The following is a 21,065-nucleotide window of genomic DNA, read 5'->3' as shown; positions in this document are numbered from 1 at the left end:
GGCCGGACGGCCCGGTGCCCGATAACCCCACACTCGTCCTCGCATCGGCCAGCCCCCGGCGGCGCGAACTGCTCGCACGGCTGGGTATTACCCCCGATCGCGTCGCCCCTGCCGATATCGACGAAACGCCACACAAGGCCGAACTGCCCCGCGATTATGCCCGCCGGATGGCGCGCGAGAAGTCCGAAGCTGCCGCCGAAGACAGCGCATTCGTGCTGGCAGGAGACACAGTTGTCGCCGCCGGTCGCCGCATCCTGCCCAAGGCGGAAGACGAAGCAACCGCGCGCCAGTGCCTCGAACTGCTTTCGGGTCGGCGGCACCGCGTGCTGTCGGCGATCGCCTTGCGCGGGCCCGATGGCACTGTTCGCGAGCGCTTGAGCGAGACGACCGTACGCTTCAAACGGCTGTCCGACGCTGAGCTGGATGCCTATCTCGCCAGCGGCGAATGGCACGGCAAGGCCGGTGGATATGCGATCCAAGGCGCTGCCGAAGGGCTGGTTGCGTGGATCGAAGGCAGCCATTCGGGCGTTGTCGGATTGCCGCTTTTCGAGACCCGCGCGCTGCTTAGAGCCGCAGGATTTCCCATTGCCTGAGTGGCTCGTCGAAGACGGGATCGGAGAACAGCGCGCGCTGCTGGTCGAAGACGACAGGGTGCTGTCCGCAAAGGTCCGCTGGCCAGGAGAATTCTGCGCCGAGGATCCCATCGAAGCGAAATTGGTCCGCAAGGAAGCAGGTGCTTCGCAGGGCGTGGGAGAGACCGCCGACGGACGGCAAGTGCTGATCGATCGCCTGCCGCGCGATGCCCAGGAAGGGGCGACACTGCCCCTCGTGGTCACACGCGGCGCGATCGCCGAGCGCGGGCGTTACAAGCTCCCCGCTGCTCGTCCAGCGGATACGATCGACGCGAATCGCAGCAACACCGTATTCGGCAGTTCCAAGACGGTCCGGCGGTTTCCTGATGGACTTTGGGAAGAAGTCTGGAGCGCTGCCGCTTCGAGCGAGATCGCTTTCAATGGCGCCGCGTTGCTGCTGTCCGTCACCCCGGCGATGACAGTGATCGACATCGACGGCGACCTGCCCGCACGCGAACTCGCGCTGGCTGCGGTCGAACCGCTCGCACAGGCGCTGCGCTGGTTCGATCTCGGCGGCTCGATCGGGATCGATTTTCCGACGATCGCCGACAAGGCCGGTCGGCGCGCGGTGGACGAGGCATTGGCCAAGGCGCTGGCTGACTGGCCGCACGAGCGCACCGCGATGAACGGCTTCGGTTTCGTCCAACTGGTCGCCCGGCTCGAAGGGCCGTCGCTGCTGCACCGGCTGGCCACCTCGCGAGCGGCGGCAGCAGCAAGGCTCGCCCTGCGCCGCGCCGAGCATCTCGACGGAGCGGGTGCGACCTTGCTGACGGTCCACCCGGCACTCGCCGCCAGGTTCACGCCGGAGTGGCTCTCCGAACTCACGCGCCGAACGGGCCGAGAGGTGCGGATCGAGACCGATCCCGCCCTTGCCATAGAGGCTCCGCACGCCCAGCTAGTGGCGCGATGACTTCCCCTCGCCCTTGCCCGATCTGCAAGAAGCCACGCAAAGAAGCGTTCGCACCGTTCTGTTCGCAGCGCTGCCGCGACCGCGACCTCGCGCAGTGGTTCAACGATGGCTATGCCGTCCCCGGCCCGCCAGCGAGCCCCGACGACATCGTGCGCGGCGAGGACTCCGACTGAGCAGGGCGCGCGGGCCGATTCCCCCCTTGCCAAGCCGCGCTCGCTTGGCCATAGGGCCGCACTCCAACCGCCCGGCGGCAATTGGCCCCGCGCGCAGGTGACCTGCCCAGGTAGCTCAGTTGGTAGAGCATGCGACTGAAAATCGCAGTGTCGGTGGTTCGATCCCGCCCCTGGGCACCACACCCTTCCCGGCGATCGATTGGTTAGCGTTGGCGGCCTTACGCACGCGCGCTAAGGCTGCCTGATGCACGAAACGTCCCAAGCCCTCGAAGCGTTCGATATCGCCGCAATCCTCGTCGTCGCTGCGGCGATCTTCGGCTACATCAATCACCACTACATCCGCTTGCCGCACACCATCGGCCTGACGGTAATGGGCGCATTCGCCTCGCTCTCGGTGATGCTGGCCAATGCGCTGATCCCCGGGATTACGCTCGACGACTGGGTCGCGAACCTGCTCCACGAGATGAACTTCACCGACACCCTGCTGCAAGGGATGCTCAGCTTCCTGCTGTTTGCCGGGGCGATGCACGTCGATCTGGAGCGGTTGAAGCGCGACTGGGCGCCGGTGTTGCTGCTTTCGACCGTCGGGGTGATCATTTCGACACTGATCGTCGGCGCGCTGATGTGGGGCGTTGGTGCGCTGATGGCATTGCCGATCGCGCCGATCTGGTATTTCGTGTTCGGCGCGCTGATCAGCCCGACCGACCCGGTCTCGGTGCTCGGCGTGCTGCGCGAAGAGAACGTGCCGCACTCGCTCCAGTCGGCGGTCGCGGGGGAGAGCCTGTTCAACGACGGCGTCGGCATCGTGGTGTTCACGATCCTGCTCGGCGCAGCGGTGACCGGGGCTGACTTCAGCATCGCCGAAGGGGCCAAGCTGTTTGCCGAGGAAGCCGGCGGCGGGGTGCTGGTGGGCCTCGTGTTCGGCTGGCTGGGCTACAAGGCGCTGGCGAGCATGGACGAATACACGCTCGAGGTGCTCATCACGCTGGCGATCGTGATGGGCGGTTATGCGCTGGCAAGCGCGATCCACGTCTCCGGCCCGCTGGCGATGGCCGTGGCAGGGCTGTTGATCGGCAACCAGGGGGTGGCCCACGCGATGAGCGACACCACTGCCGATTACGTCCACAAGTTCTGGGAACTGGTCGACGAGATGCTCAACTCGGTGCTGTTCCTGCTGATTGGACTTGAGATGATCGCCCTCGTACCCGGTCGCGGACACCTGGTACTGGGGATTGCCGCGATTGCGATCACTCTGCTTGCCCGCGCAGTCTCGGTCGGGGCGATGGTCAAGGCAGTGCCCGGGGTCAGCCTCGATGCTCCCGGCGCGGTGCGCGTTTTGTGGTGGGGCGGGCTGCGTGGCGGCATCTCGATCGCGCTGGTGCTGTCGCTGCCCGAAGGCGGCACGCGCAACCTGCTGCTGGCAGCGACTTTCGCTGCAGTGCTGTTCTCCGTGCTCGTCCAGCGCGCCACGCTCGGCAAGATGATCGAACGGCTGCAACGCCAACACCTGCCCTCGGTCGAACCGGAACCGGAGAAGATCGGCATGGGTAGCGACTACTAGGCGCGCTCGCACAGATTGCTTTTGACCGCCCGTTTGCCTATGGGCGCGGCTGCGCCCCGGCATCGCGCGAGTCACCCGCGACTCGCCCGCCGGGGCATCGTGTTTCACCCCTGAGGTAACCGCCCATGTCGACCCGCCGCCGCCAGATCTACGAAGGCAAGGCCAAGATCCTCTACGAAGGCCCCGAACCGGGCACTTTGATCCAGTATTTCAAGGACGACGCGACCGCGTTCAACGCCCAGAAAAAGGGCACGATCAACGGCAAGGGCGTGATCAACAACCGCATCAGCGAGTATGTCTTCACGCGGCTGGCGCATATCGGCATCCCGACGCACTTCATCCGCCGCCTCAACATGCGCGAACAGCTGATCCGCCAGGTCGAGATCGTTCCGCTCGAAGTGATCGTGCGCAACGTTGCTGCCGGCTCGCTGTGCAAGCGCCTCGGCATCGAGGAAGGCGAACCGCTGCCGCACACGCTGCTCGAATACAGCTACAAGGACGACGGGCTCGGCGATCCGTTCGTTTCGGAAGAGGAAATCGCCTGCTTCAACTGGGCGAGCCACGAGGAGATGCAGGACATTTCCAGCATGGCGATCCGGATCAACGATTTCATGAGCGGGATGTTCGCCGCGATCGGCATCCGCCTGATCGACTTCAAGCTCGAATTCGGGCGACTGTGGGACGGCGACTATTCGCGCCTCATCCTGGCCGACGAAATCAGCCCCGACGGCTGCCGCCTGTGGGATCTAGCGACCGGCGAGAAGCTCGACAAGGACCGCTTCCGCCGCGACCTCGGCGGTGAGGAAGAGGCCTACCAGGAAGTGGCTCGCCGTCTCGGCCTGCTGCAGAACGACGACGGCGGCCCGGGCGAGGTCTTCGACCTGTCCGCTCACCGCGGCCGGCTACGCGGCAAGGCCAAGCCCAAAAAGTAACCGTCAGATCACGTAGCGCAAGCTCATCCCGCTGGGCCCGATGGCATAGGCGCAATCGGGCATGTGATCGCCATCGACCTGCACCGGGCTGACGCAACGATCAAAGGTGACCCGGCGAACGGTGCGGATTTCGGCCAGCCCCAGCCGCGCGATCGGCATGCGCAGCAAGGCCGCGAGCGCGAACGCCAGCGTCGTCATGCGCGACGAACGGTCGAGCGTGATCAGCTCGACCGAATCCGCCTGCAAGGCTGCGCGCGGCGACAAGCGGAAGGGCCCCGCATAGAGCGCGCCATGGCTGGCGATCACCGCTTCGGCGGTGGTTTCGAACGGCGTGCCGTCGGCCAGTTCACCCTTGATCGCCAGCTTCTCGCGCGGCCAGCGGCGCAGCTGGCGCATGATCGCCACGACATACGCGAGCCGCCCGATCCACTTCTTGAGCGCACCCGACACCTCGGCCACCGCGTGACTGTCCGCCCCGATCGAAAGGCACGCGACAACCGGCATTCCGCCGAGCGTGTAGAGCGGTGCATCGATCCAGCCATCGGGCCCGCGCGCCCATGCCTCGGAAACCTGGCGCGCGAACTTGCGCGGATCGCGGGCGTAGCCGAGCTCGCGCGCAACGAGGTTGATCGTGCCCGACGGAGCAATGCAAAGTGGCACTTTGCCCGCATCACCCCCCAATGTCTGCACGGTATCGCGCAAGGTCCCGTCGCCGCCGTGTACGCAGACCAGGTCGGCCTTGCCCGAAAGCACGGCTCCGTCCGCCCGGGTCGGAAGCAGGTTGACGTTCGCGCCTTGCCGCTCCAGCGCGCGCACCAGCGCCAGCAAGCGGCGCTCGCTGAAACTGCCCGCCATCGGGTTGTAGACGAGGTCCATCTCCATCGCCGCCGCCCCTAGCACCGGCGAGTGAGCAAATCGGTAAAAATCCTTCGCTTTGCCTGCCTTGTCTTCGCCCGATTTGAGGGGCAAAGGCGCTGGCCATGCGCTTTGTTGCTGTTGCGGTCGCCGCCCTCGCCCTTGCCATCACGCCTTCGCTGCAGGCGGAAACGCCCCCGACACTGGCCACGCTGCCCGACAACGGACCGGCGGAAAACCACCAGTGGACCTACCGGCAGAGCGATATCCCGGTCGATCCGGCGTGGACTTTCGGCACGCTGCCCAACGGAATGCGCTACGCGCTGCGGCACAACCAAACCCCTGCGGGCACAGCACTTGTAAGGCTGCGGATCGGCTCGGGCTCACTGGAAGAAACCCCCGACGAACGCGGGCTCGCGCACTTCCTCGAGCATATGGCCTTCAACGGATCGACCCACGTTCCCGAAGGCGAGATGGTCAAGCTGCTTGAGCGCAAGGGGCTGGCGTTCGGTGCCGACACCAACGCCTCCACCGGGTTCGAAGCAACCACCTACAAGCTCGACCTGCCCAACGTCGCGCCCGACATGATCGATACCGCGCTGATGCTGATGCGAGAGACCGCCAGCAACCTGACGCTGGCCCAGGATGCGATCGATCGCGAACGCGGCGTGATCCTGTCGGAAAAGCGCGACCGGACAAATTACTCGCTGCGTGACGTAGAGGACCAGTGGGCATTCCTCACGCCCGACGCGCGCTATACCCGGCGCTTGCCGATCGGCACGACCGAAACGATCGATGCCGCCAATTCGCAGCGGCTGCGGGCATTCTATTCGCGCAACTACGTGCCTTCGAACGCCGTGCTGATCGTCGTCGGCGATATCGACGTGGCCAAGGTCGAGGCGAAAATCCGCGCCGAATTCGCGAGCTGGACGGCTGCCCCGCCTCCTCCGCCACCGGTCACCGGGCCGATCGATCCGGCGCGAAAGGGGCTGACCGACGTGTTTCTCGATCCGGCACTGTCGGAGAAGGTCACCGCCACCCGGATGGAAGCTTGGCATGACCGCCCGGATTCGGTGGCCGAGCGGCGGCAGAACCTTCTGCGCCAGATCGGCTATGCGATCGTCAACCGGCGGCTGAGCCAGCTCGCACGGAGTGACGATCCGCCATTCCGGAGTGCCGGGTTCGGCACCGGCGACATCTTCGAATCCGGGCGGATGACCAACCTGGTTATCAACACGGTCGACGGCGGCTGGCAGAAGGGCCTCGAAGCGGCGGCGCGGGTCTATCGCCAGGCTATGAGCTATGGCTTCAGCGATGCCGAAGTGGCCGAGCAGGTCGCCCGCCAGCGCGCAGCACAGGTCAACGCCGCCGGCTCTGCCGATACCCGCAGCAATGCGGCACTAGTGTCCGCGGCCGATAGCCTGATCGAGGATGGACTTGTCCCCTCGACCCCGCAAAGTTCGCTTGAACGGTTCAATGCCTTCGCGCCGCAAATCACTCCGGCTGCGGTGCTCGCTGCCCTCAAGGCCGACGCCGCGCCGCTCGACGATCCGATGATCCGCTTCGAAGGGCGCGTCGCTCCCAACGGAGGTGCCGGTGCGCTGCGCGCGACGTGGACCGCCGCAATGGCCGCCCCGCTCGCCCCGCCCGTAACCAAGGCGCTCAAGGACTTCGGCTATTCGGATTTCGGCACCCCCGGCAAGGTCGTTTCGGACGTGACGACGCCCAAGCTGGGGATCCGTGAAATCCGCTTTGCCAACGGGGTCCGGCTCGATCTCAAGCGGACGACCCTCGCGAAGGACCGTATTTCGTTTCACTTGGCGATCGCAGGCGGCGACCTGCTCAACACCAAGCAGGACCCGCTGGCGACAGCGATGGTTTCGAGCCTGCCAATGGGCGGGCTCGGCAAGCATTCGCAGGACGAGATCGAATCGATTCTTGCCGGGCGCACGGTGCGATTCTCGATCGGAAATCGCGGAGATGCGTTTGTGATGAGCGGCGGAACGATCCCCAAGGATCTCCCGCGGCAACTCGACCTGCTTGCCGCCGCGATCACCGATCCGGGCTACCGGATCGAAGGACAAGTGCGCTTCCACCGCTCGATCGACGACTACTTCAAGCGCAAGGACGCAACGCCGGGCAGCGCGCTCGGGACATCGATCGGTGGCATCCTGTCCGGCGGGGACCCGCGCTTCACGCTCCAGCCGCAGAGCGCCTACGAAGCGCTGACCTTCGCCAAACTCAAGGATGCGATTTCCGGCAACCTCCAGCATGGCGCGATCGAGCTGGCATTGGTCGGCGATTTCGATCCCGACCGGGCCATCGCCCTTGTGGCAAAAACGCTCGGCGCGCTGCCGTCTCGCGCAGCGGACTTCGACGACGCTCCTGCGCTGCGCCACAGGCCGTTCACCGACCAACGCACCCGCCACGTGATCTATCACACCGGTGAGGCGGACCAGGCGCTGATCGCGATGGTCTGGCCAACGGTCGACGACCGCAACGCCGCAGAAGATGCGCGGCTCGAGATGCTCGAACGGGTGGTGCAGATCGAGTTGCAGGAGGAACTGCGCGAGCGGCTCGGAAAGACCTATAGCCCCGGCGCCAGCAGCGATCCCTCGGACCTTTGGATCGATTACGGGACATTCTCGATCTACGCGTCGGTCGACGTGAAGGATGTCGCCGTGTCGGAAGCCGCTATCCGCGCGGTGATCGAACGGCTGGCGAGGGAGCCAGTGTCGGCAGATACGCTCGACCGCGCGCGCCAGCCGTTGCTCGAAAGCTATGCCAACGCGCTCAAGAGCAACGGCGGGTGGATGCGGCTGGTCGCGCGGGCGCAGACCCGTCCAGACCGGATTGCACGCTTCGCGGAGATGCCCGGGCTGATCGGGCAAGTGACCGCGTCCGACGTCGAAGCAGCTGCGGCACGGTTCCTCCGCCCCGATCAGGCGGTCGAAATCCTCGCTCTGCCCAAGCCCGGCGATACCGAGCCGCCTGCGAACAACTGATACGTGGGCGCTTGCCGTTGGCGACGGTTCGCGCCATAGGGCGCGCGAGTCCCGCGCCCTGCCTATTACCGCCACGAAAGGCCGCCGATGAAAGTCCGCGTCTATGTTTCGCTCAAGCCCGGGGTGCTCGACCCGCAGGGCCGCGCCGTCCACCATGCGCTCGAAGGGCTCGGCTTCGCCGGAGTCGACGATGTGCGGGTCGGCCGCTTCATCGAAATGGACGTGGCTGACGACACCACCGACGAGGCGCTCGACGACATGTGTCGCAAGCTGCTCGCCAACATGGTGATCGAAAATTACCGCATCGAGAAGCTGGAGACGGCGTGATGGCATTTCGCGGCGCAGTGATCACCTTTCCCGGTTCCAACTGCGATCGCGACATGGCGGTTGCGCTGGAAAAGGTCTCGGGCGAGCCTGCGATCCGGGTTTGGCACGGCGACGCGGACTTGCCCGAAGGTGTCGATTTCATCGCGATCCCGGGCGGTTTCTCCTACGGCGATTACTTGCGCTGCGGAGCGATCGCCAGTCGCAGCCCGATCATGCGTGCGGTGATCGCTGCTGCCGGCCGCGGAGTTCCGGTGCTCGGCGTGTGCAACGGCTTCCAGGTCCTTACCGAAAGCGAACTGCTACCCGGCGCGCTGATGCGCAACGCCCAGCTGACGTTCACTTGCCGCACCGTGCCGCTGACGGTCGAGAACAGCCAGTCGCTGTTCACCGCCGGATATGAAGCGGGCCAGACGATCAACATCCCCGTCGCGCACCACGACGGCAACTATTTCGCCGACACGCAGACGCTCGACCGGCTCGAAGGAGAAGGACGCGTCGCATTTCGCTACGCCGACGAAGTCAACGGGTCGCAGCGCTCGATCGCCGGCATTCTCAACCAGGCGGGCAACGTGCTGGGAATGATGCCGCATCCCGAACGGGCGATCGAGCCCGAACTGGGCGGTAGCGACGGCCGCGCACTGTTCGAAAGCGCGATCAAGGGCCTGGTGGATTCCTGACTGCGCCGAACCGGTAGTGACCCGCGGTCAGGCGGTTAGCCGGTCGTTAGGGCGCTTCCTCCGGAACACGTTCAACGTTTCCTCGGCATTCATCGGGCGCCCGAAGTGATAGCCCTGGATCTTCGAGCAGCCCAACGCACGAATCAATTCCGCCTCGGTTGCGTTCTCGACGCCCTCGGCGGTCGTGGTCATTCCCAGGCTGTCTGCCATCGCCACCACCGCACGGATGATCGCCATGCTCTCGGCGGAATCTTGTGCCGCGCCCTGGACGAAAGTCTTGTCGATCTTGATCGTCGCGAATTTCAGCTTGCGCAGGTAACCGAGCGAAGAATAGCCGGTCCCGAAATCGTCGAGCGCGACGGTGCAGCCGAGCGCCATAACCTGCTCGAGCGCGTTGGCGGCAACTCCTGAATCGCGCACGAATATGCTCTCGGTCACTTCGAGTTCTAGCCGAGCGGCCTCGAGCCCGCTGGCTGACAAGGCACGCACGACCGTGGCTGGAAAATCGGGCTCGAACAGCTGTTCGGGCGAGACGTTGACCGCCACCCGCACGTGTTCCGGCCAGCTGGTCGCTTCTCGGCACGCTTGCTCCAGCACCCACGCGCCGATCGGCACGATCAGCCGGGTGTCCTCGGCCAGCGGAATGAACTTCACCGGGCTAACCGAGCCATGGTCGCCGCTGTTCCAGCGCACCAGCGCCTCGAAACTGACGACTTCTTCGGTCACTGCATCCACGACGGGCTGGTAGTTGAGCTCGAGTTCCCGCTTTTCGAGCGCGCTGCGCAGCGCGAACTCGAGTTGGCGGCGCTCCTCGGCGTTGGAGTGGAGGGCCGGCTCGTAGCTGAAGTGCTCGCCGCCGCCCTCGTCCTTTGCGCGGTAGAGCGCGAGGTCGGCATTGCGCATGATTTCTTCGACCGTGCCGCCATCGCGCGGACCGATAGCCGAACCGACGCTGGCCCCGACGTAGAGCGTGTGCTGGTCGACGTGATAGGGTTGCGAAAGACGTTCGATCACGCGGCGGGCCACTACGTCGATCACGGCCTTGTCGGATGCATCGCGGATCACGATGGCAAATTCATCGCCGCCCAGCCGGCCAACCAGTTTGTCTTCTCCGACCAGTTCGTTGAGCCGCGCGGAAACCTGCGCCAGCAACTTGTCACCGACCTGGTGTCCGAGAGAATCGTTGACCGCCTTGAACCGGTCGAGATCGATCATCAGGAACGCGCAGCGGGTGCGCCATTGTTCGACGAAGCGCAAGGCGTCGCCCAGCGCCTCGGTCAGCATGAGCCGGTTCGGCAGCCCGGTCAGGGTATCGTAGCGCGCGAGATAGGCGATCTTCTCGGTCGATTCGCGCTGTTCGGTAACGTCGGATCCAACTCCGCGAATGCCGAGATAGGTTCCATTGTCGTCGAGCATCGGAGTCCCCGAAAGCTCCCACCAGCGATGCTCGCGCCCGATCGTGACCCGGACCATCAGGTTTGAGAAGCTCTCGCGACGCTTCAGGTGCTCGGCCAGCTCATGCAGGCTCGGCGCGAACTGGCCGGTCTCCCATGCTTCGCCCGAAATGAGCTGCAGGAAGGGCTTGCCTTCAATTTCTTCAACCGGCTTGCCGAGCGCGAAGACAAATCGCGGGCTGGCCGAACGGACGATCCGATTGGTATCGATCTGCCACAGCCAATCGGCCTGGTTTTCCTCGAATTCGCGCAGGAGAAGCGACACGACCTCGCTCTTTTCCGCCATCCCGGCTTCGGCGATGCACGCCTTGAGATAGACGTGCGCCACTTTCGTCGTGCCGATGGCAATCATCGACAGGAAGCCTGCAGCGATCAGGGCAAGGCCCGAGTCCCCGAACCAAGCGAAAGCCCCTATCGCGACAGGTCCAGTCACCGCTCCGAAGATCACTGTCGTGAGCGGAACAACCCCATTGATGAGCGCCGACCCGGCAAGCAATCCAGCGACGATCATGAAAGCGGCGGCTCGATCGGCTGGGCCGCCATACTGAGCGAACACAATCAGGGGCACGCACCAGGCGAGCCCCACCAACAGCGCTCCCATCGACTTTTGCCGCACTTCGTTGGTCGAAATCCTGCGCCCTTCGGCATCGGCCAACATCTTGTCCGACCGTGCATTGATCGTCAGCGCCACGACAAGCGCCGAGACGAAGGCTACCAGTGCAGTCGCGGGTGCCTTGCCGATGTAGATCGAAAGGATGATGGCCGCGTTGATCGCATGGACAACGATCCGCAACCACATGGTCTTCTGGAGCTGGGCATACTGCATGCCGCGCAGGCGCCCCCAGTCATCGTCCTCCGCATCGCGCAGGCCGAGAATCGTCAGAAACGGAAGACCGTCCGGACTGACATCGGGGGTACGCCGGTATTCGTTCACCGGGCGACATTACGAGAGAATAGTTATTCGGCAGTAAACTGCAGAACTAAAACAGAAAAATTCGATCCGCCGGGAACCCGGAATTAACCATACGAGATGATCGGATTTCGCCTTATTCGACCGTCACCGACTTCGCCAGGTTGCGCGGCTGGTCGACATCGGTGCCCTTCGCGACGGCGACATGATAGGCCAGCAACTGAACCGGGATCGCGTAGACCAGCGGCGCGATCAGCGAGTGCACCTTGGGCATGGCGATCGTCGCCAGGCATCCCTCGCCCGCTTCGGCCAGCCCTTCCTCATCCGAAATCAGCACGACCTTGCCGCCACGCGCACGCACTTCCTGCATGTTCGACACGGTCTTTTCGAACAGCGGACCCGAGGGTGCGAGCACGATCACTGGCACCGCTTCGTCGATCAGCGCGATCGGGCCATGCTTCATTTCGCCGCTGGCATAGCCTTCGGCATGGATATAGCTGATTTCCTTGAGTTTCAGTGCGCCTTCGAGCGCCAGTGGATAATCCGGTCCGCGCCCGAGATAGAGCACATCGCGCGCCGGCGCGATGAGGTGCGCCATGCTTGCGATATCGTCGTCATGGTCGAGCGCGGCGTTGAGAGCGGCGGGCGCTTCGAGCAAGTGGCGAACAACCGCTTGTTCTTCTGCGCTGTCCATCCGCCCCTTCTTCACCGCTAGATGCGCCGCCAGTGCCGCAAGAACTGCGAGCTGACAGGTGAACGCCTTGGTACTGGCAACACCGATCTCCGGCCCGGCGTGGGTCGGCAGCAACAAGTCCGCCTCGCGCGCCATCGAGCTGGTGGGGACGTTGACCACCACACCGATCGTCTGGCCTGCTGCCTTACAGTGCCGCAGCGCAGCCAGCGTGTCCGCGGTCTCTCCGCTCTGGGAAATGAACAGCGCGAGGCCGCCTTCCTCGAGCACCGGGTCGCGGTAGCGAAACTCGCTCGCGACATCGATATCGACCGGAACCCGCGCAAAGGTCTCGAACCAGTACTTCGCGACCATTCCAGCATAATAAGAAGTACCGCAGGCGACAATCGTTACCCGATTGACCGCCGACAGGTCGAAATCGATCTGCGGCAGTGCGACCGTGTTGTCCGAACGGCGGATGTAGCTCGCCAAGGTCTGCGCAACGACTGTGGGCTGCTCGAAGATCTCTTTTTGCATGTAGTGGCGGAAGTTGCCTTTCTCGACCGCCGCTGCCGATGCGCCCGAAGTTGTCACTTCGCGTTCGACCAGGTTGTTTTCGGCATCGAATATCTGCGCCCCGTCGCGCGTCACTACCGCCCAGTCGCCTTCTTCAAGGTAGGCGATCTGCTGGGTCAGTGGCGCGAGTGCGAGCGCATCGGAGCCGAGGTAGGCCTCGCCCTCTCCGTAGCCGATCACCAGCGGGGATCCGAGTCGGGCGCCGATCAGCAGCCCGGGATCGTCGCGAAACGCAATCGCCAGAGCGAATGCGCCACGCAGTCGTGGCAGGACCGCCTTGACCGCGTCTTGCGGCGAAGCACCGCTTTCGACTTGCTGGCTGATCAGGTGTGCGACGACTTCGCTATCGGTTTCGCTTTCCAGCGTACGACCTGCGGCGACCAGCTCATCGCGCAGCTGCTTGAAGTTCTCGATGATTCCGTTGTGGACCAACGCAACGTACTCGGTGGCGTGTGGGTGGGCGTTGGCCGCAGTCGGCGCGCCGTGGGTGGCCCAGCGGGTGTGAGCGATGCCGATCGTGCCAGGAGCGGGGCTCGACGCGAGCTCGCGCACGAGGTTGGCCAGCTTGCCTTCGGCCCGACGACGGACGAGCTTCCCGTCGTGCACCGTACAAACGCCCGCGCTATCGTAACCGCGGTATTCCATCCGCCTCAGGCCGTCGACCAGTCGGTCCGCCACTTCATCCTTGCCGACGATGCCGATGATGCCGCACATGAATTACAGGTCCTTCACAGTATAGGGAACGCGGACCCCCGGCATTTCGGCCGGGAAATCTGCGGTGTTGCGGGTGACCAGCACACGGCCTGTGGTCTGGGCCGATGCCAGGACAATAGCGTCGAGCGCCTTGAGCGAGCGGCGCTGCGAACGCAAGGTCGCAGCTTGCCTGGCAACATCTTCGCTGACTTCGATTATCCGGAAATGATCGAGATAGCTTTCGGTGCGAGCGCTATCGTCGGGCATCGACTGGATCATGACCTCGATCCAGCTCAACCGGCTGATATAGCGCTGCGAATAGCGCATCAGTTCGGATTGCGCGGGCCGCACGTTGCGCAATGCGTCAGTCAGGATATCGGTATCGAACACCGCCTCGGTCATGACGTCTGACCGTCACTGCGATCTCGCCAAATCCCGAAGAAACGCTCGATCCCTTCGCCCCCCGTACTCCCGCGATAGGCAGCAACCGCTTCACGCAAGACCGCTGCGCGTGACTTTCCCTGCTCCTGCGCCAACTGGTCGAGCCAGCGGATATCGTCATCGGGAAGGTCTGCGAGGATTCGGGCCATTATGATATATAGATATCATATCAATATATCAAAGCAACCCAGATCTCCATTATCTCTGGGAATCAGGCTCGCAGGGCAAATGCGTCGCTCAGGCGAGTTCGGACGGCCTGTCTGCCGCGATCAGCATGGCCAGCCCAGCCACGATCATGATGACGAACCGAGGATAGTAGAGAGCCCCATCGACCATGCTCATCCATAGCAGCGCGTAAACGATAGCCAGCAGCGGCCAACGCGCTCTGTCCTTCATCGCCGACCGGTGTGCGGAGACGACCGCCCGACCCAAGATCCAGCATGCCGGGATTGCTCCCACGATGCCCCACGAGAACAGGAACTGCAGGAACGCATTATGCGGCTGTGTGTGCGACCAGCCGATGAACACTTCGAAGAATACCGAACCGGTTCCCCAACCAAGCCACGGAGAATCGAGCCACCGCACGATTGTCGCGTGCCACAAGACCGTCCGGTTCACGAACCGGCTGACTGAAGATACATCGACCAGGTTGAACAGCCAGAACACCGGATCATCGAACCGGAAAATCCATGCAAGAAGCACTGCAATCGCGGTCAGCAAGGCGACAATGCCGACATGCCGGCGTGCGGGTAGGCCAGGCTTGAGCACGGCGAACAGGCCCACTGCCCCGCACATCCCCAGGATTGCGGCGCGGGTTCCCGTCCACACCGTGAAGGCAGCGGCAAACAGGTACAGCAGGTGCCATGCGGTCAACCTGTTCGTGTCGGCACTATATAGCAGCCGAACCACGAGCCCCGCTGCAATCGCTCCGGTCCAGGTGCCGAGATAGCGAACGCTTATGTAGCCCGGCAGTGCAAAGCTCCACTCGATCGCGCCTCCTGGCACGCTGGTGGGAGGCGGTGGGAAGCTAAACTTCCACCACGTGAGGAAGGCGAACACGATCAGTCCGCCCGCGAGCCAGCGTAGCAAATCGTCCCAGTCGTCGCTGGGCCGCAACCGTGCGAGATAGAAGACCGCGATCGCAAAATAGAGATGCGCGACCGTAATGATCGACTGAAGCAAGGCGTCGGACGGATATTTTGCGAGGAACGTGCTGCTGGTGAACATCGCGGCAAGCAGCACGACGGTGGCACGTCGGATATCGCGCGGCAGCATCCGCCACATCGCGTCGCGATCCATGCCGAGGCGATAGGCGATGGCCACCACTACGATCTCGCTGAACACGAAATGCAGCTCGAGCAGGCGTGCTCGCTCTTCCCATTTGAGCGGCATCGTATGCACCCACGTAGGGAACAGCATGGCCGACACGAGCGGCATGACGAGGCCGAAAACGATGCCGAGCTGGGCGCCCAGGCCCAGGCCTGTGAACCAGGCCAACGGCGACGGGCGCCAGGAAAGCGAACGAGCGGTCATGCACCGACGCGCTAGCGTGTCCGCGTTAATTTCCTGTCAACGATAATATGGTCTGGATCGCGCAAGGCCCGACCGGGTCGAAATCGGCCGGATGCTGAATGCGATTTTTAGGAAAAAATAAGCTTTCCGAATTATTCACCATCATTCGGAAGCGGCCGTTTGCCGCGGCACCGGTCTATCGGTGCCAAGATCGAATTGAATCGCCCGGGGGGTATTGATGAGCGCATTTGGACGCAAGAGCGGACCTGGTGGGATGCAGCCCGGAGCGCGTCCGTCGTTCGGCGTTGCGCGCCCGATGAAGGGCGGCTCGGCAGACAGCGGCCAGAAGTCCCCTTCAGGCGGCGAGCAATTCCCGCCGCTGCCCGGCGAAGCCAGCCCGGCTGAAGCGATGCCTGCAGCCGCGCCCAACAAGGGCGACGCGATGAGCCGCTTGGCCGACCGTTCGAACGCGGTTCACGAGCAACAGGAAGTCGGCGGCTTCGAAGCCAGCGTCCACAAGATCAAGGAACAGGTGCTGCCGCGCCTGCTCGAACGCGTCGACCCGGAGGCGGCTGCCACACTCTCGAAGGAAGAGCTGTCGGAAGAATTCCGCCCGATCATCATGGAAGTGCTGGCCGAGCTCAAGGTCACGCTCAACCGCCGCGAGCAGTTTGCGCTCGAAAAGGTGCTGATCGACGAGCTGCTCGGCTTCGGCCCGCTCGAAGAGCTACTCAGCGATCCCGACGTATCGGACATCATGGTCAACGGCCCCGACCAGACCTACATCGAAAAGAAGGGCAAGCTGGTCATCGCGCCGATCCGCTTCCGCGACGAGCAGCACCTGTTCCAGATCGCGCAGCGTATCGTGAACCAGGTCGGCCGCCGCGTCGACCAGACCACTCCGCTGGCCGATGCCCGCCTCAAGGACGGCAGTCGTGTCAACGTCATCGTCCCGCCGCTGTCACTTCGCGGCACCGCAATCTCGATTCGTAAGTTCTCCGAGAAGCCGATCACGCTCGACATGCTCAAGGACTTCGGCTCGATGAACGAGAAAATGTGCACAGCGCTGAAAATCGCGGGCGCATGCCGGATGAACATCGTCATCTCGGGCGGTACCGGTTCGGGTAAGACGACCATGCTCAACGCCCTGTCGAAGATGATCGACCCGGGCGAACGCGTGCTGACGATCGAAGACGCGGCCGAACTTCGCTTGCAGCAGCCGCACTGGTTGCCGCTCGAAACCCGCCCGCCGAACCTCGAAGGCCAGGGCGCAATCACCATCGGCGACCTCGTCAAGAACGCCCTACGTATGCGCCCCGATCGCATCATCCTGGGCGAAATTCGTGGTGCGGAGTGTTTCGACCTCCTCGCCGCGATGAACACCGGCCACGACGGCTCGATGTGTACGCTTCACGCCAACAGCCCGCGCGAATGCCTCGGCCGTATGGAAAACATGATCCTGATGGGCGACATCAAGATTCCGAAGGAAGCCATCAGCCGCCAGATCGCGGAATCGGTCGACATCATTGTGCAGGTCAAGCGCCTGCGCGATGGTTCGCGTCGCACCACCAACGTGACCGAAGTCATCGGCATGGAAGGCGATGTGATCGTTACGCAGGAACTGTTCAAGTTCGAGTATCTCGACGAGAGCGAAGACGGCAAGATCCTCGGTGAATTCCGCGCCAGCGGCCTGCGCCCCTATACCCTGGAAAAGGCGCGTCAGTTCGGGTTCGACCAGGCCTATCTGGAGGCCTGCCTCTAATTCGTCCGACGAAGGTCCCTGGCGCTAGTGAGCGACTAGCCCCTTCGCCGAAAGCGCCATCAAGGACGCGCCAATCACCGCGCAGGTCAGGAATATCCCGGTCCACGGCACCCAGCCGACCCGGTCGATCCGTGCACGCTTGATCCGGCGCCACTCGGCCACGCGCGCGAGCGCCGCGACCAGCAGGAAAGCCCCGCCCCACGCGGCGGCGATCTGCGCGTCGCTTGCGAACGTCATTAGGTTGTGCAGGGCAGCGATCATCGGTGAGTGATATGGGAACGGTTGCGGGAACCGCCACTTTGTTCGCACGTTTTTCGCGCGATTGGATTATATCAACTTAGTCGAGACCAAGGGGAGAACCCATGACACGCAAGATCCTGATCGCCCTGGGCATCGCCGCGATCACATTGAGCACCGCCGCATGCAACACCGTGAAGGGCATGGGCAAGGATATCCAGTCGGTCGGTCAGGCCGGTTCGGACGCGATGCACTAGCGGCAATCGCGCGACGTCCCTTGCGAGCAGCGCTCGCCCGATTAGTAGTTATCCGGCGAAGTTCCGGCCTTTGCGGCTCCAGCCGCCAGGGCCGCGCGCCTTGCGCTCGCGCGCCACGAACCATGCGAGCAGCCCGACCGGGCCGACCATGAAGGTCAGCAACAGGAACGGCACCTGCACCAACCGCGAGAAGTCTTTCGCATCGGCGTCGCGCGCGATCCACAGCCCGGTAAACAAGTCGAACGCGAGGTAGTGCGTCCAGCCGATGGCCACCCCGGCGTCGGTCGCGAATATCGAACGGACCCCTTCGATGGTCGTGAAACTGGCGAAATCCAGCCCGCCTTGCGATACCACGAGCGCCAGCCCTGCGGTGTAGGCGAGGCACAGCAGCGCGACCCCGCCGTAGAGCACCAGCGCAAGCGGAAACGGCCGCCGCGGCAAGGCAACCAGCACAACCCACATGGCAAGCGCGAGCGCGTTGGTAACCGAGAACATCGCTTGCCACATCGTGCGTCTCCTAGCTGCCGCCCTGCTCGCTCAGGGTCGGTATCCCCGCCGCGGGCGACGGCTCGTGCCACGCCAGCACCGGCTTTCGTGCCGCGAGCGTCTCGTCGAGCCGCCTCCGCGGTGCGTGGATCGGTGCGACCTTGAGGCTTTCATCCCCTGCCCGTGCCCGCTCGGCCAGCGAGCGCAGCGCGGCGATGAACTGGTCGAGCCCCGCCTTGCTCTCGGTTTCGGTCGGTTCGACAAGCATCGCGCCGTGGACCACCAGCGGGAAGTACATCGTCATCGGGTGATAGCCTTCGTCGATCATGCCCTTGGCGAGATCGAGCGTGGTCATGCCTTCTGCGAAACCCTTATCGCTGAACAGCGCCTCGTGCATGCACGGTCCGCTCGAAGCGAACGGCGCGTCGAGCACGTCTTCGCAAGCGCGCAGCACGTAGTTCGCGTTGAGCACCGCATCGCCCGCAACCTGCCGGAGGCCATCGGACCCGTGGCTGAGGATGTAGGCCAGCGCGCGGGTGAACATGCCCATCTGCCCGTGGAACGCGCTCATCCGACCGAAGCTGTGCGGGTGGCGCTCTCCGGCGGTCTCTTCCTCGACCAGCGACAGCGTGCCGTCGGCGTGGAGTTCGCTGAACGGTAACGGGCCATAGGGGCACAGCGCCTCGCTCAGCACCACCGGACCCGACCCCGGACCGCCGCCGCCGTGCGGGGTGGAGAAAGTCTTGTGCAGGTTGATGTGCATCGCATCGACGCCGAGGTCGCCCGGGCGCACCCGGCCGACGATCGCGTTGAAGTTCGCCCCGTCGCAATAGACGTAGCCGCCCGCCGCGTGGACCGCGTCGGATATCTCCTTCAGGTCGGGCTCGAACAGGCCGCAGGTGTTGGGGTTGGTGATCATCACTCCGGCCACATCCGGCCCCAGCCGCGCCTTGAGCGCCGCGACATCGACACGCCCCGCTGGCGTCGCCGGGATATTCTCAACCCGGTAGCCGGCGAACGCCGCAGTGGCCGGGTTGGTGCCGTGCGCACTCTCGGGCACCAGGATCACTTCGCGCGCATCACCCTTGGCTTCAAGCGCAGCGCGGATGCACAGGATCCCGCACAGCTCGCCGTGGGCGCCCGCCTTGGGGGTCATCGCCACGCCGTGCATTCCGGTGAGCTTGATGAGCCACTGCGCCAGTTCGTTGATCACGCCGAGGGCACCCTGCACGGTATCGACTGGCTGCAACGGGTGGACGTCGGCAAAACCGGGCATCCGAGCGATCTTCTCGTTGAGGCGCGGGTTGTGCTTCATCGTGCAGCTGCCGAGCGGGAACAGCCCCAGGTCGATGGCATAGTTCTGACGGCTGAGACGGGTGTAGTGACGCACCGTTTCCGGCTCCGAAAGGCCTGGCAGCCCAATCTGCTCCTTGCGCGCGAAACCGCCCAAGCGGTCCTTGGTACCGCTCGGTTCGGGCAAGTCGACGCCGGCGGTCTCACAATTGCCGATTTCGAAGATCAGCGGCTCTTCCAGCATCAGCGCCTTGTTGCCGGTGGTGGTGGTTCCGCCCGCCCGGCGATCGAGCGTCAAAGTCGGTCTCCAGCCGCTCTGGTTGGGAGTGGTCATGCCAGAACCTCCTCGAGCGCATTGCCCAGCGTTTCGATGTCCTCCTCGGTGGTGGTTTCGGTTACAGCGACGACCAGCCCGCCCGACAGCGCGTCGACGGTCGGAAACAAACGTCCGAGCGAGACTCCGGCGAGCACACTGTCGTGCGCCAGCGCACGGACGATTTCGCGCGCATCCTTGGGCAGCAGGACCGTGAATTCGTTGAAGAACGTGTCGTTGAGCACTTTCGCCCCCGGCACCTTTGCCAGCCGGTCGGCAGCGATACACGCAAGGCGGTGATTCTCCGCCGCCAGTGCCCGCAATCCCTTCTCGCCGAGTAAGGTCAGGTGGATCGAGAATGCCAGCGCGCACAGGCCGGAATTGGTGCAGATATTGCTGGTCGCTTTCTCGCGGCGGATATGCTGCTCGCGGGTGGAGAGCGTCAGCACGAACCCGCGCTTGCCTTCGGCATCGACGGTCTCGCCGCACAGGCGACCCGGCATCTGGCGCACGTGCTTGGGATCGCGCACCGCGAACAGGCCGAGATACGGCCCGCCGAACTGCAGCCCCACGCCGATCGACTGGCCTTCGCCCACCACGATGTCCGCGCCTTGTTCACCAGGAGATTTGATCGCGCCCAGCGCCACCGGTTCGGTGTTGACCGCAATCAGCAGCGCGCCCTTGGCGTGCGCGGCTTCAGCGAGCTCGGCGAGATCGGGGATGCGCCCTAGGATGTCGGGATATTGCACCACCACGCAGCTCGTCTGCTCGTCGATCCGCGCAATCAGGCCGGCGTTGTCGGGCTGCGGGGTCAGCGATGGGAGCGCATCGGCGATCTCGTCCTCGGTGAACCTGGCCATCGTCTTGACCGTTTCCGCGTAATGCGGATGCAGGGCACCCGAGAGCACCACGCGCTTCTTTTTCGTCACGCGCCCGGCCATCGCGACGGCTTCCCAGCACGCAGTCGAGCCGTCGTACATCGATGCATTGGCGACTGCACAGCCATAGAGCTTGGCGACCTGCGTCTGGAACTCGAACAGCATCTGCAGCGTGCCTTGCGCGATTTCCGGCTGATAGGGCGTGTAGGCAGTCAGGAATTCGCCGCGCTGGATCAGGTGGTCGACCGTGGCGGGCACATGGTGGCGATAGGCCCCCGCGCCGAGGAAGAACGCCGCATCGGCCGCTGCAAGGTTCTTCTTCGACAGGTGCCGCATGTGCTTTTCGACCGCCATCTCGCTGGCGTGGAGCGGCAGGCCGTCGATCGGGCCGTCGAGGTAGAGATCAGACGGAACGTCGGTGAACAACGCGTCGATCGTCGGCGCGCCGATCACACCCAGCATCGCCTCGCGGTCAGTATCGGTCAGGGGCAGGTAGCGCATGCGCGGTCCT

20 protein-coding genes and 1 tRNA gene are annotated in these 21,065 nt (G+C 64.2%); 11 read left to right on the top strand and 10 right to left on the bottom strand.

The features are described from left to right. Positions 1-14: 14 nt before the first annotated feature. The 6 genes from CJO11_RS11870 (at position 15) to purC (ending at position 4,208) form a co-directional block, all read left to right on the top strand. Positions 15-593: a Maf family protein gene (locus CJO11_RS11870; RefSeq protein WP_095012896.1), complete on the top strand. Its 579-nt coding sequence runs from the start codon at positions 15-17 to the stop codon at positions 591-593. Next, entirely contained in the window at positions 586-1,542 is a 957-nt protein-coding gene (locus tag CJO11_RS11865) for an Rne/Rng family ribonuclease (RefSeq protein WP_095012895.1), read from the top strand. Before CJO11_RS11870 ends, CJO11_RS11865 begins: the two co-directional genes overlap by 8 nt. Then, complete coding sequence (locus CJO11_RS11860) at positions 1,539-1,715, top strand: DNA gyrase inhibitor YacG (protein ID WP_095012894.1); 177 nt, start codon at positions 1,539-1,541, stop codon at positions 1,713-1,715. Before CJO11_RS11865 ends, CJO11_RS11860 begins: the two co-directional genes overlap by 4 nt. 104 nt (positions 1,716-1,819) lie before the next feature. Continuing rightward, a tRNA-Phe gene (locus tag CJO11_RS11855) sits at positions 1,820-1,895 on the top strand. A 64-nt stretch (positions 1,896-1,959) separates the two neighbouring features. Further along, positions 1,960-3,276 (top strand): cation:proton antiporter, encoded by a 1,317-nt coding sequence (locus CJO11_RS11850; protein ID WP_095012893.1) that lies wholly within the window; start codon positions 1,960-1,962, stop codon positions 3,274-3,276. 125 nt (positions 3,277-3,401) lie between these two features. Continuing rightward, positions 3,402-4,208, top strand: a complete 807-nt coding sequence (purC, locus tag CJO11_RS11845; protein WP_095012892.1) for a phosphoribosylaminoimidazolesuccinocarboxamide synthase — start codon at positions 3,402-3,404, stop codon at positions 4,206-4,208. Between the two features lie 3 nt (positions 4,209-4,211). On the opposite strand, the gene CJO11_RS11840 is transcribed toward purC, so the two are convergent. Further along, positions 4,212-5,090 (bottom strand): diacylglycerol/lipid kinase family protein, encoded by an 879-nt coding sequence (locus tag CJO11_RS11840; protein ID WP_095012891.1) that lies wholly within the window; start codon positions 5,088-5,090, stop codon positions 4,212-4,214. Between the two features lie 98 nt (positions 5,091-5,188). Here CJO11_RS11840 and CJO11_RS11835 point away from each other — a divergent pair, with 98 nt between their 5' ends. The 3 genes from CJO11_RS11835 (at position 5,189) to purQ (ending at position 9,072) form a co-directional block, all read left to right on the top strand. Further along, a complete protein-coding gene (locus CJO11_RS11835) occupies positions 5,189-8,068 on the top strand; it encodes a M16 family metallopeptidase (protein ID WP_095012890.1) in 2,880 nt (959 codons plus the stop codon). 87 nt (positions 8,069-8,155) lie between these two features. Beyond that, positions 8,156-8,395: a phosphoribosylformylglycinamidine synthase subunit PurS gene (purS, locus tag CJO11_RS11830; protein WP_095012889.1), complete on the top strand. Its 240-nt coding sequence runs from the start codon at positions 8,156-8,158 to the stop codon at positions 8,393-8,395. Then, positions 8,395-9,072 (top strand): phosphoribosylformylglycinamidine synthase subunit PurQ, encoded by a 678-nt coding sequence (gene purQ / locus CJO11_RS11825; protein ID WP_095012888.1) that lies wholly within the window; start codon positions 8,395-8,397, stop codon positions 9,070-9,072. The genes purS and purQ overlap by 1 nt, the downstream gene beginning before the upstream one ends. 27 nt (positions 9,073-9,099) lie before the next feature. On the opposite strand, the gene CJO11_RS11820 is transcribed toward purQ, so the two are convergent. From CJO11_RS11820 to CJO11_RS11800, 5 genes are all read right to left on the bottom strand, one after another. Then, entirely contained in the window at positions 9,100-11,460 is a 2,361-nt protein-coding gene (locus CJO11_RS11820; protein ID WP_338064642.1) for a putative bifunctional diguanylate cyclase/phosphodiesterase, read from the bottom strand. Positions 11,461-11,572: 112 nt separating this feature from the next. Continuing rightward, complete coding sequence (glmS, locus tag CJO11_RS11815) at positions 11,573-13,396, bottom strand: glutamine--fructose-6-phosphate transaminase (isomerizing) (RefSeq protein WP_095012887.1); 1,824 nt, start codon at positions 13,394-13,396, stop codon at positions 11,573-11,575. Positions 13,397-13,399: 3 nt separating this feature from the next. Continuing rightward, positions 13,400-13,777 (bottom strand): type II toxin-antitoxin system VapC family toxin, encoded by a 378-nt coding sequence (locus CJO11_RS11810; protein WP_095012886.1) that lies wholly within the window; start codon positions 13,775-13,777, stop codon positions 13,400-13,402. Next, positions 13,774-13,965 carry a ribbon-helix-helix protein, CopG family gene (locus tag CJO11_RS11805; protein ID WP_095012885.1) on the bottom strand — a complete coding sequence of 64 codons (192 nt, stop codon included), beginning with the start codon at positions 13,963-13,965 and terminating at the stop codon, positions 13,774-13,776. Before CJO11_RS11805 ends, CJO11_RS11810 begins: the two co-directional genes overlap by 4 nt. An 88-nt stretch (positions 13,966-14,053) precedes the next feature. After that, on the bottom strand, positions 14,054-15,349 hold the full coding sequence (locus CJO11_RS11800; RefSeq protein WP_095012884.1) for an O-antigen ligase family protein: 1,296 nt from the start codon (positions 15,347-15,349) through the stop codon (positions 14,054-14,056). A gap of 217 nt (positions 15,350-15,566) precedes the next feature. Between CJO11_RS11800 and CJO11_RS11795 the strand changes: the two genes are divergently transcribed. Continuing rightward, a complete protein-coding gene (locus tag CJO11_RS11795) occupies positions 15,567-17,090 on the top strand; it encodes a TadA family conjugal transfer-associated ATPase (protein ID WP_205651073.1) in 1,524 nt (507 codons plus the stop codon). A gap of 24 nt (positions 17,091-17,114) precedes the next feature. On the opposite strand, the gene CJO11_RS11790 is transcribed toward CJO11_RS11795, so the two are convergent. Further along, entirely contained in the window at positions 17,115-17,351 is a 237-nt protein-coding gene (locus CJO11_RS11790; protein ID WP_095012882.1) for a hypothetical protein, read from the bottom strand. Between the two features lie 101 nt (positions 17,352-17,452). On the opposite strand from CJO11_RS11790, the gene CJO11_RS11785 reads away from it, so the two are divergent. After that, on the top strand, positions 17,453-17,584 hold the full coding sequence (locus tag CJO11_RS11785; protein WP_095012881.1) for an entericidin A/B family lipoprotein: 132 nt from the start codon (positions 17,453-17,455) through the stop codon (positions 17,582-17,584). 48 nt (positions 17,585-17,632) lie between these two features. On the opposite strand, the gene CJO11_RS11780 is transcribed toward CJO11_RS11785, so the two are convergent. From CJO11_RS11780 to gcvPA, 3 genes are read right to left on the bottom strand one after another with little or no spacing between them, the layout of a single operon-like run. Continuing rightward, the gene (locus tag CJO11_RS11780) at positions 17,633-18,091 is read right to left on the bottom strand and encodes an ABA4-like family protein (protein ID WP_095012880.1); all 459 of its coding nucleotides are present in this window, start codon (positions 18,089-18,091) and stop codon (positions 17,633-17,635) included. Positions 18,092-18,101: 10 nt separating this feature from the next. Beyond that, positions 18,102-19,697 carry an aminomethyl-transferring glycine dehydrogenase subunit GcvPB gene (gene gcvPB, locus CJO11_RS11775; protein WP_095012879.1) on the bottom strand — a complete coding sequence of 532 codons (1,596 nt, stop codon included), beginning with the start codon at positions 19,695-19,697 and terminating at the stop codon, positions 18,102-18,104. Beyond that, on the bottom strand, positions 19,694-21,055 hold the full coding sequence (gcvPA, locus tag CJO11_RS11770) for an aminomethyl-transferring glycine dehydrogenase subunit GcvPA (RefSeq protein ID WP_095012878.1): 1,362 nt from the start codon (positions 21,053-21,055) through the stop codon (positions 19,694-19,696). Before gcvPA ends, gcvPB begins: the two co-directional genes overlap by 4 nt. Between the last annotated feature and the right edge of the window lie 10 nt (positions 21,056-21,065).

The sequence above is a fragment of the Tsuneonella mangrovi genome, from assembly GCF_002269345.1.
GTDB lineage: Bacteria > Pseudomonadota > Alphaproteobacteria > Sphingomonadales > Sphingomonadaceae > Tsuneonella > Tsuneonella mangrovi.
The sequence above is the reverse complement of the archived record's forward strand: the minus strand, read 5'-3'. Positions and strand labels throughout refer to the sequence as shown.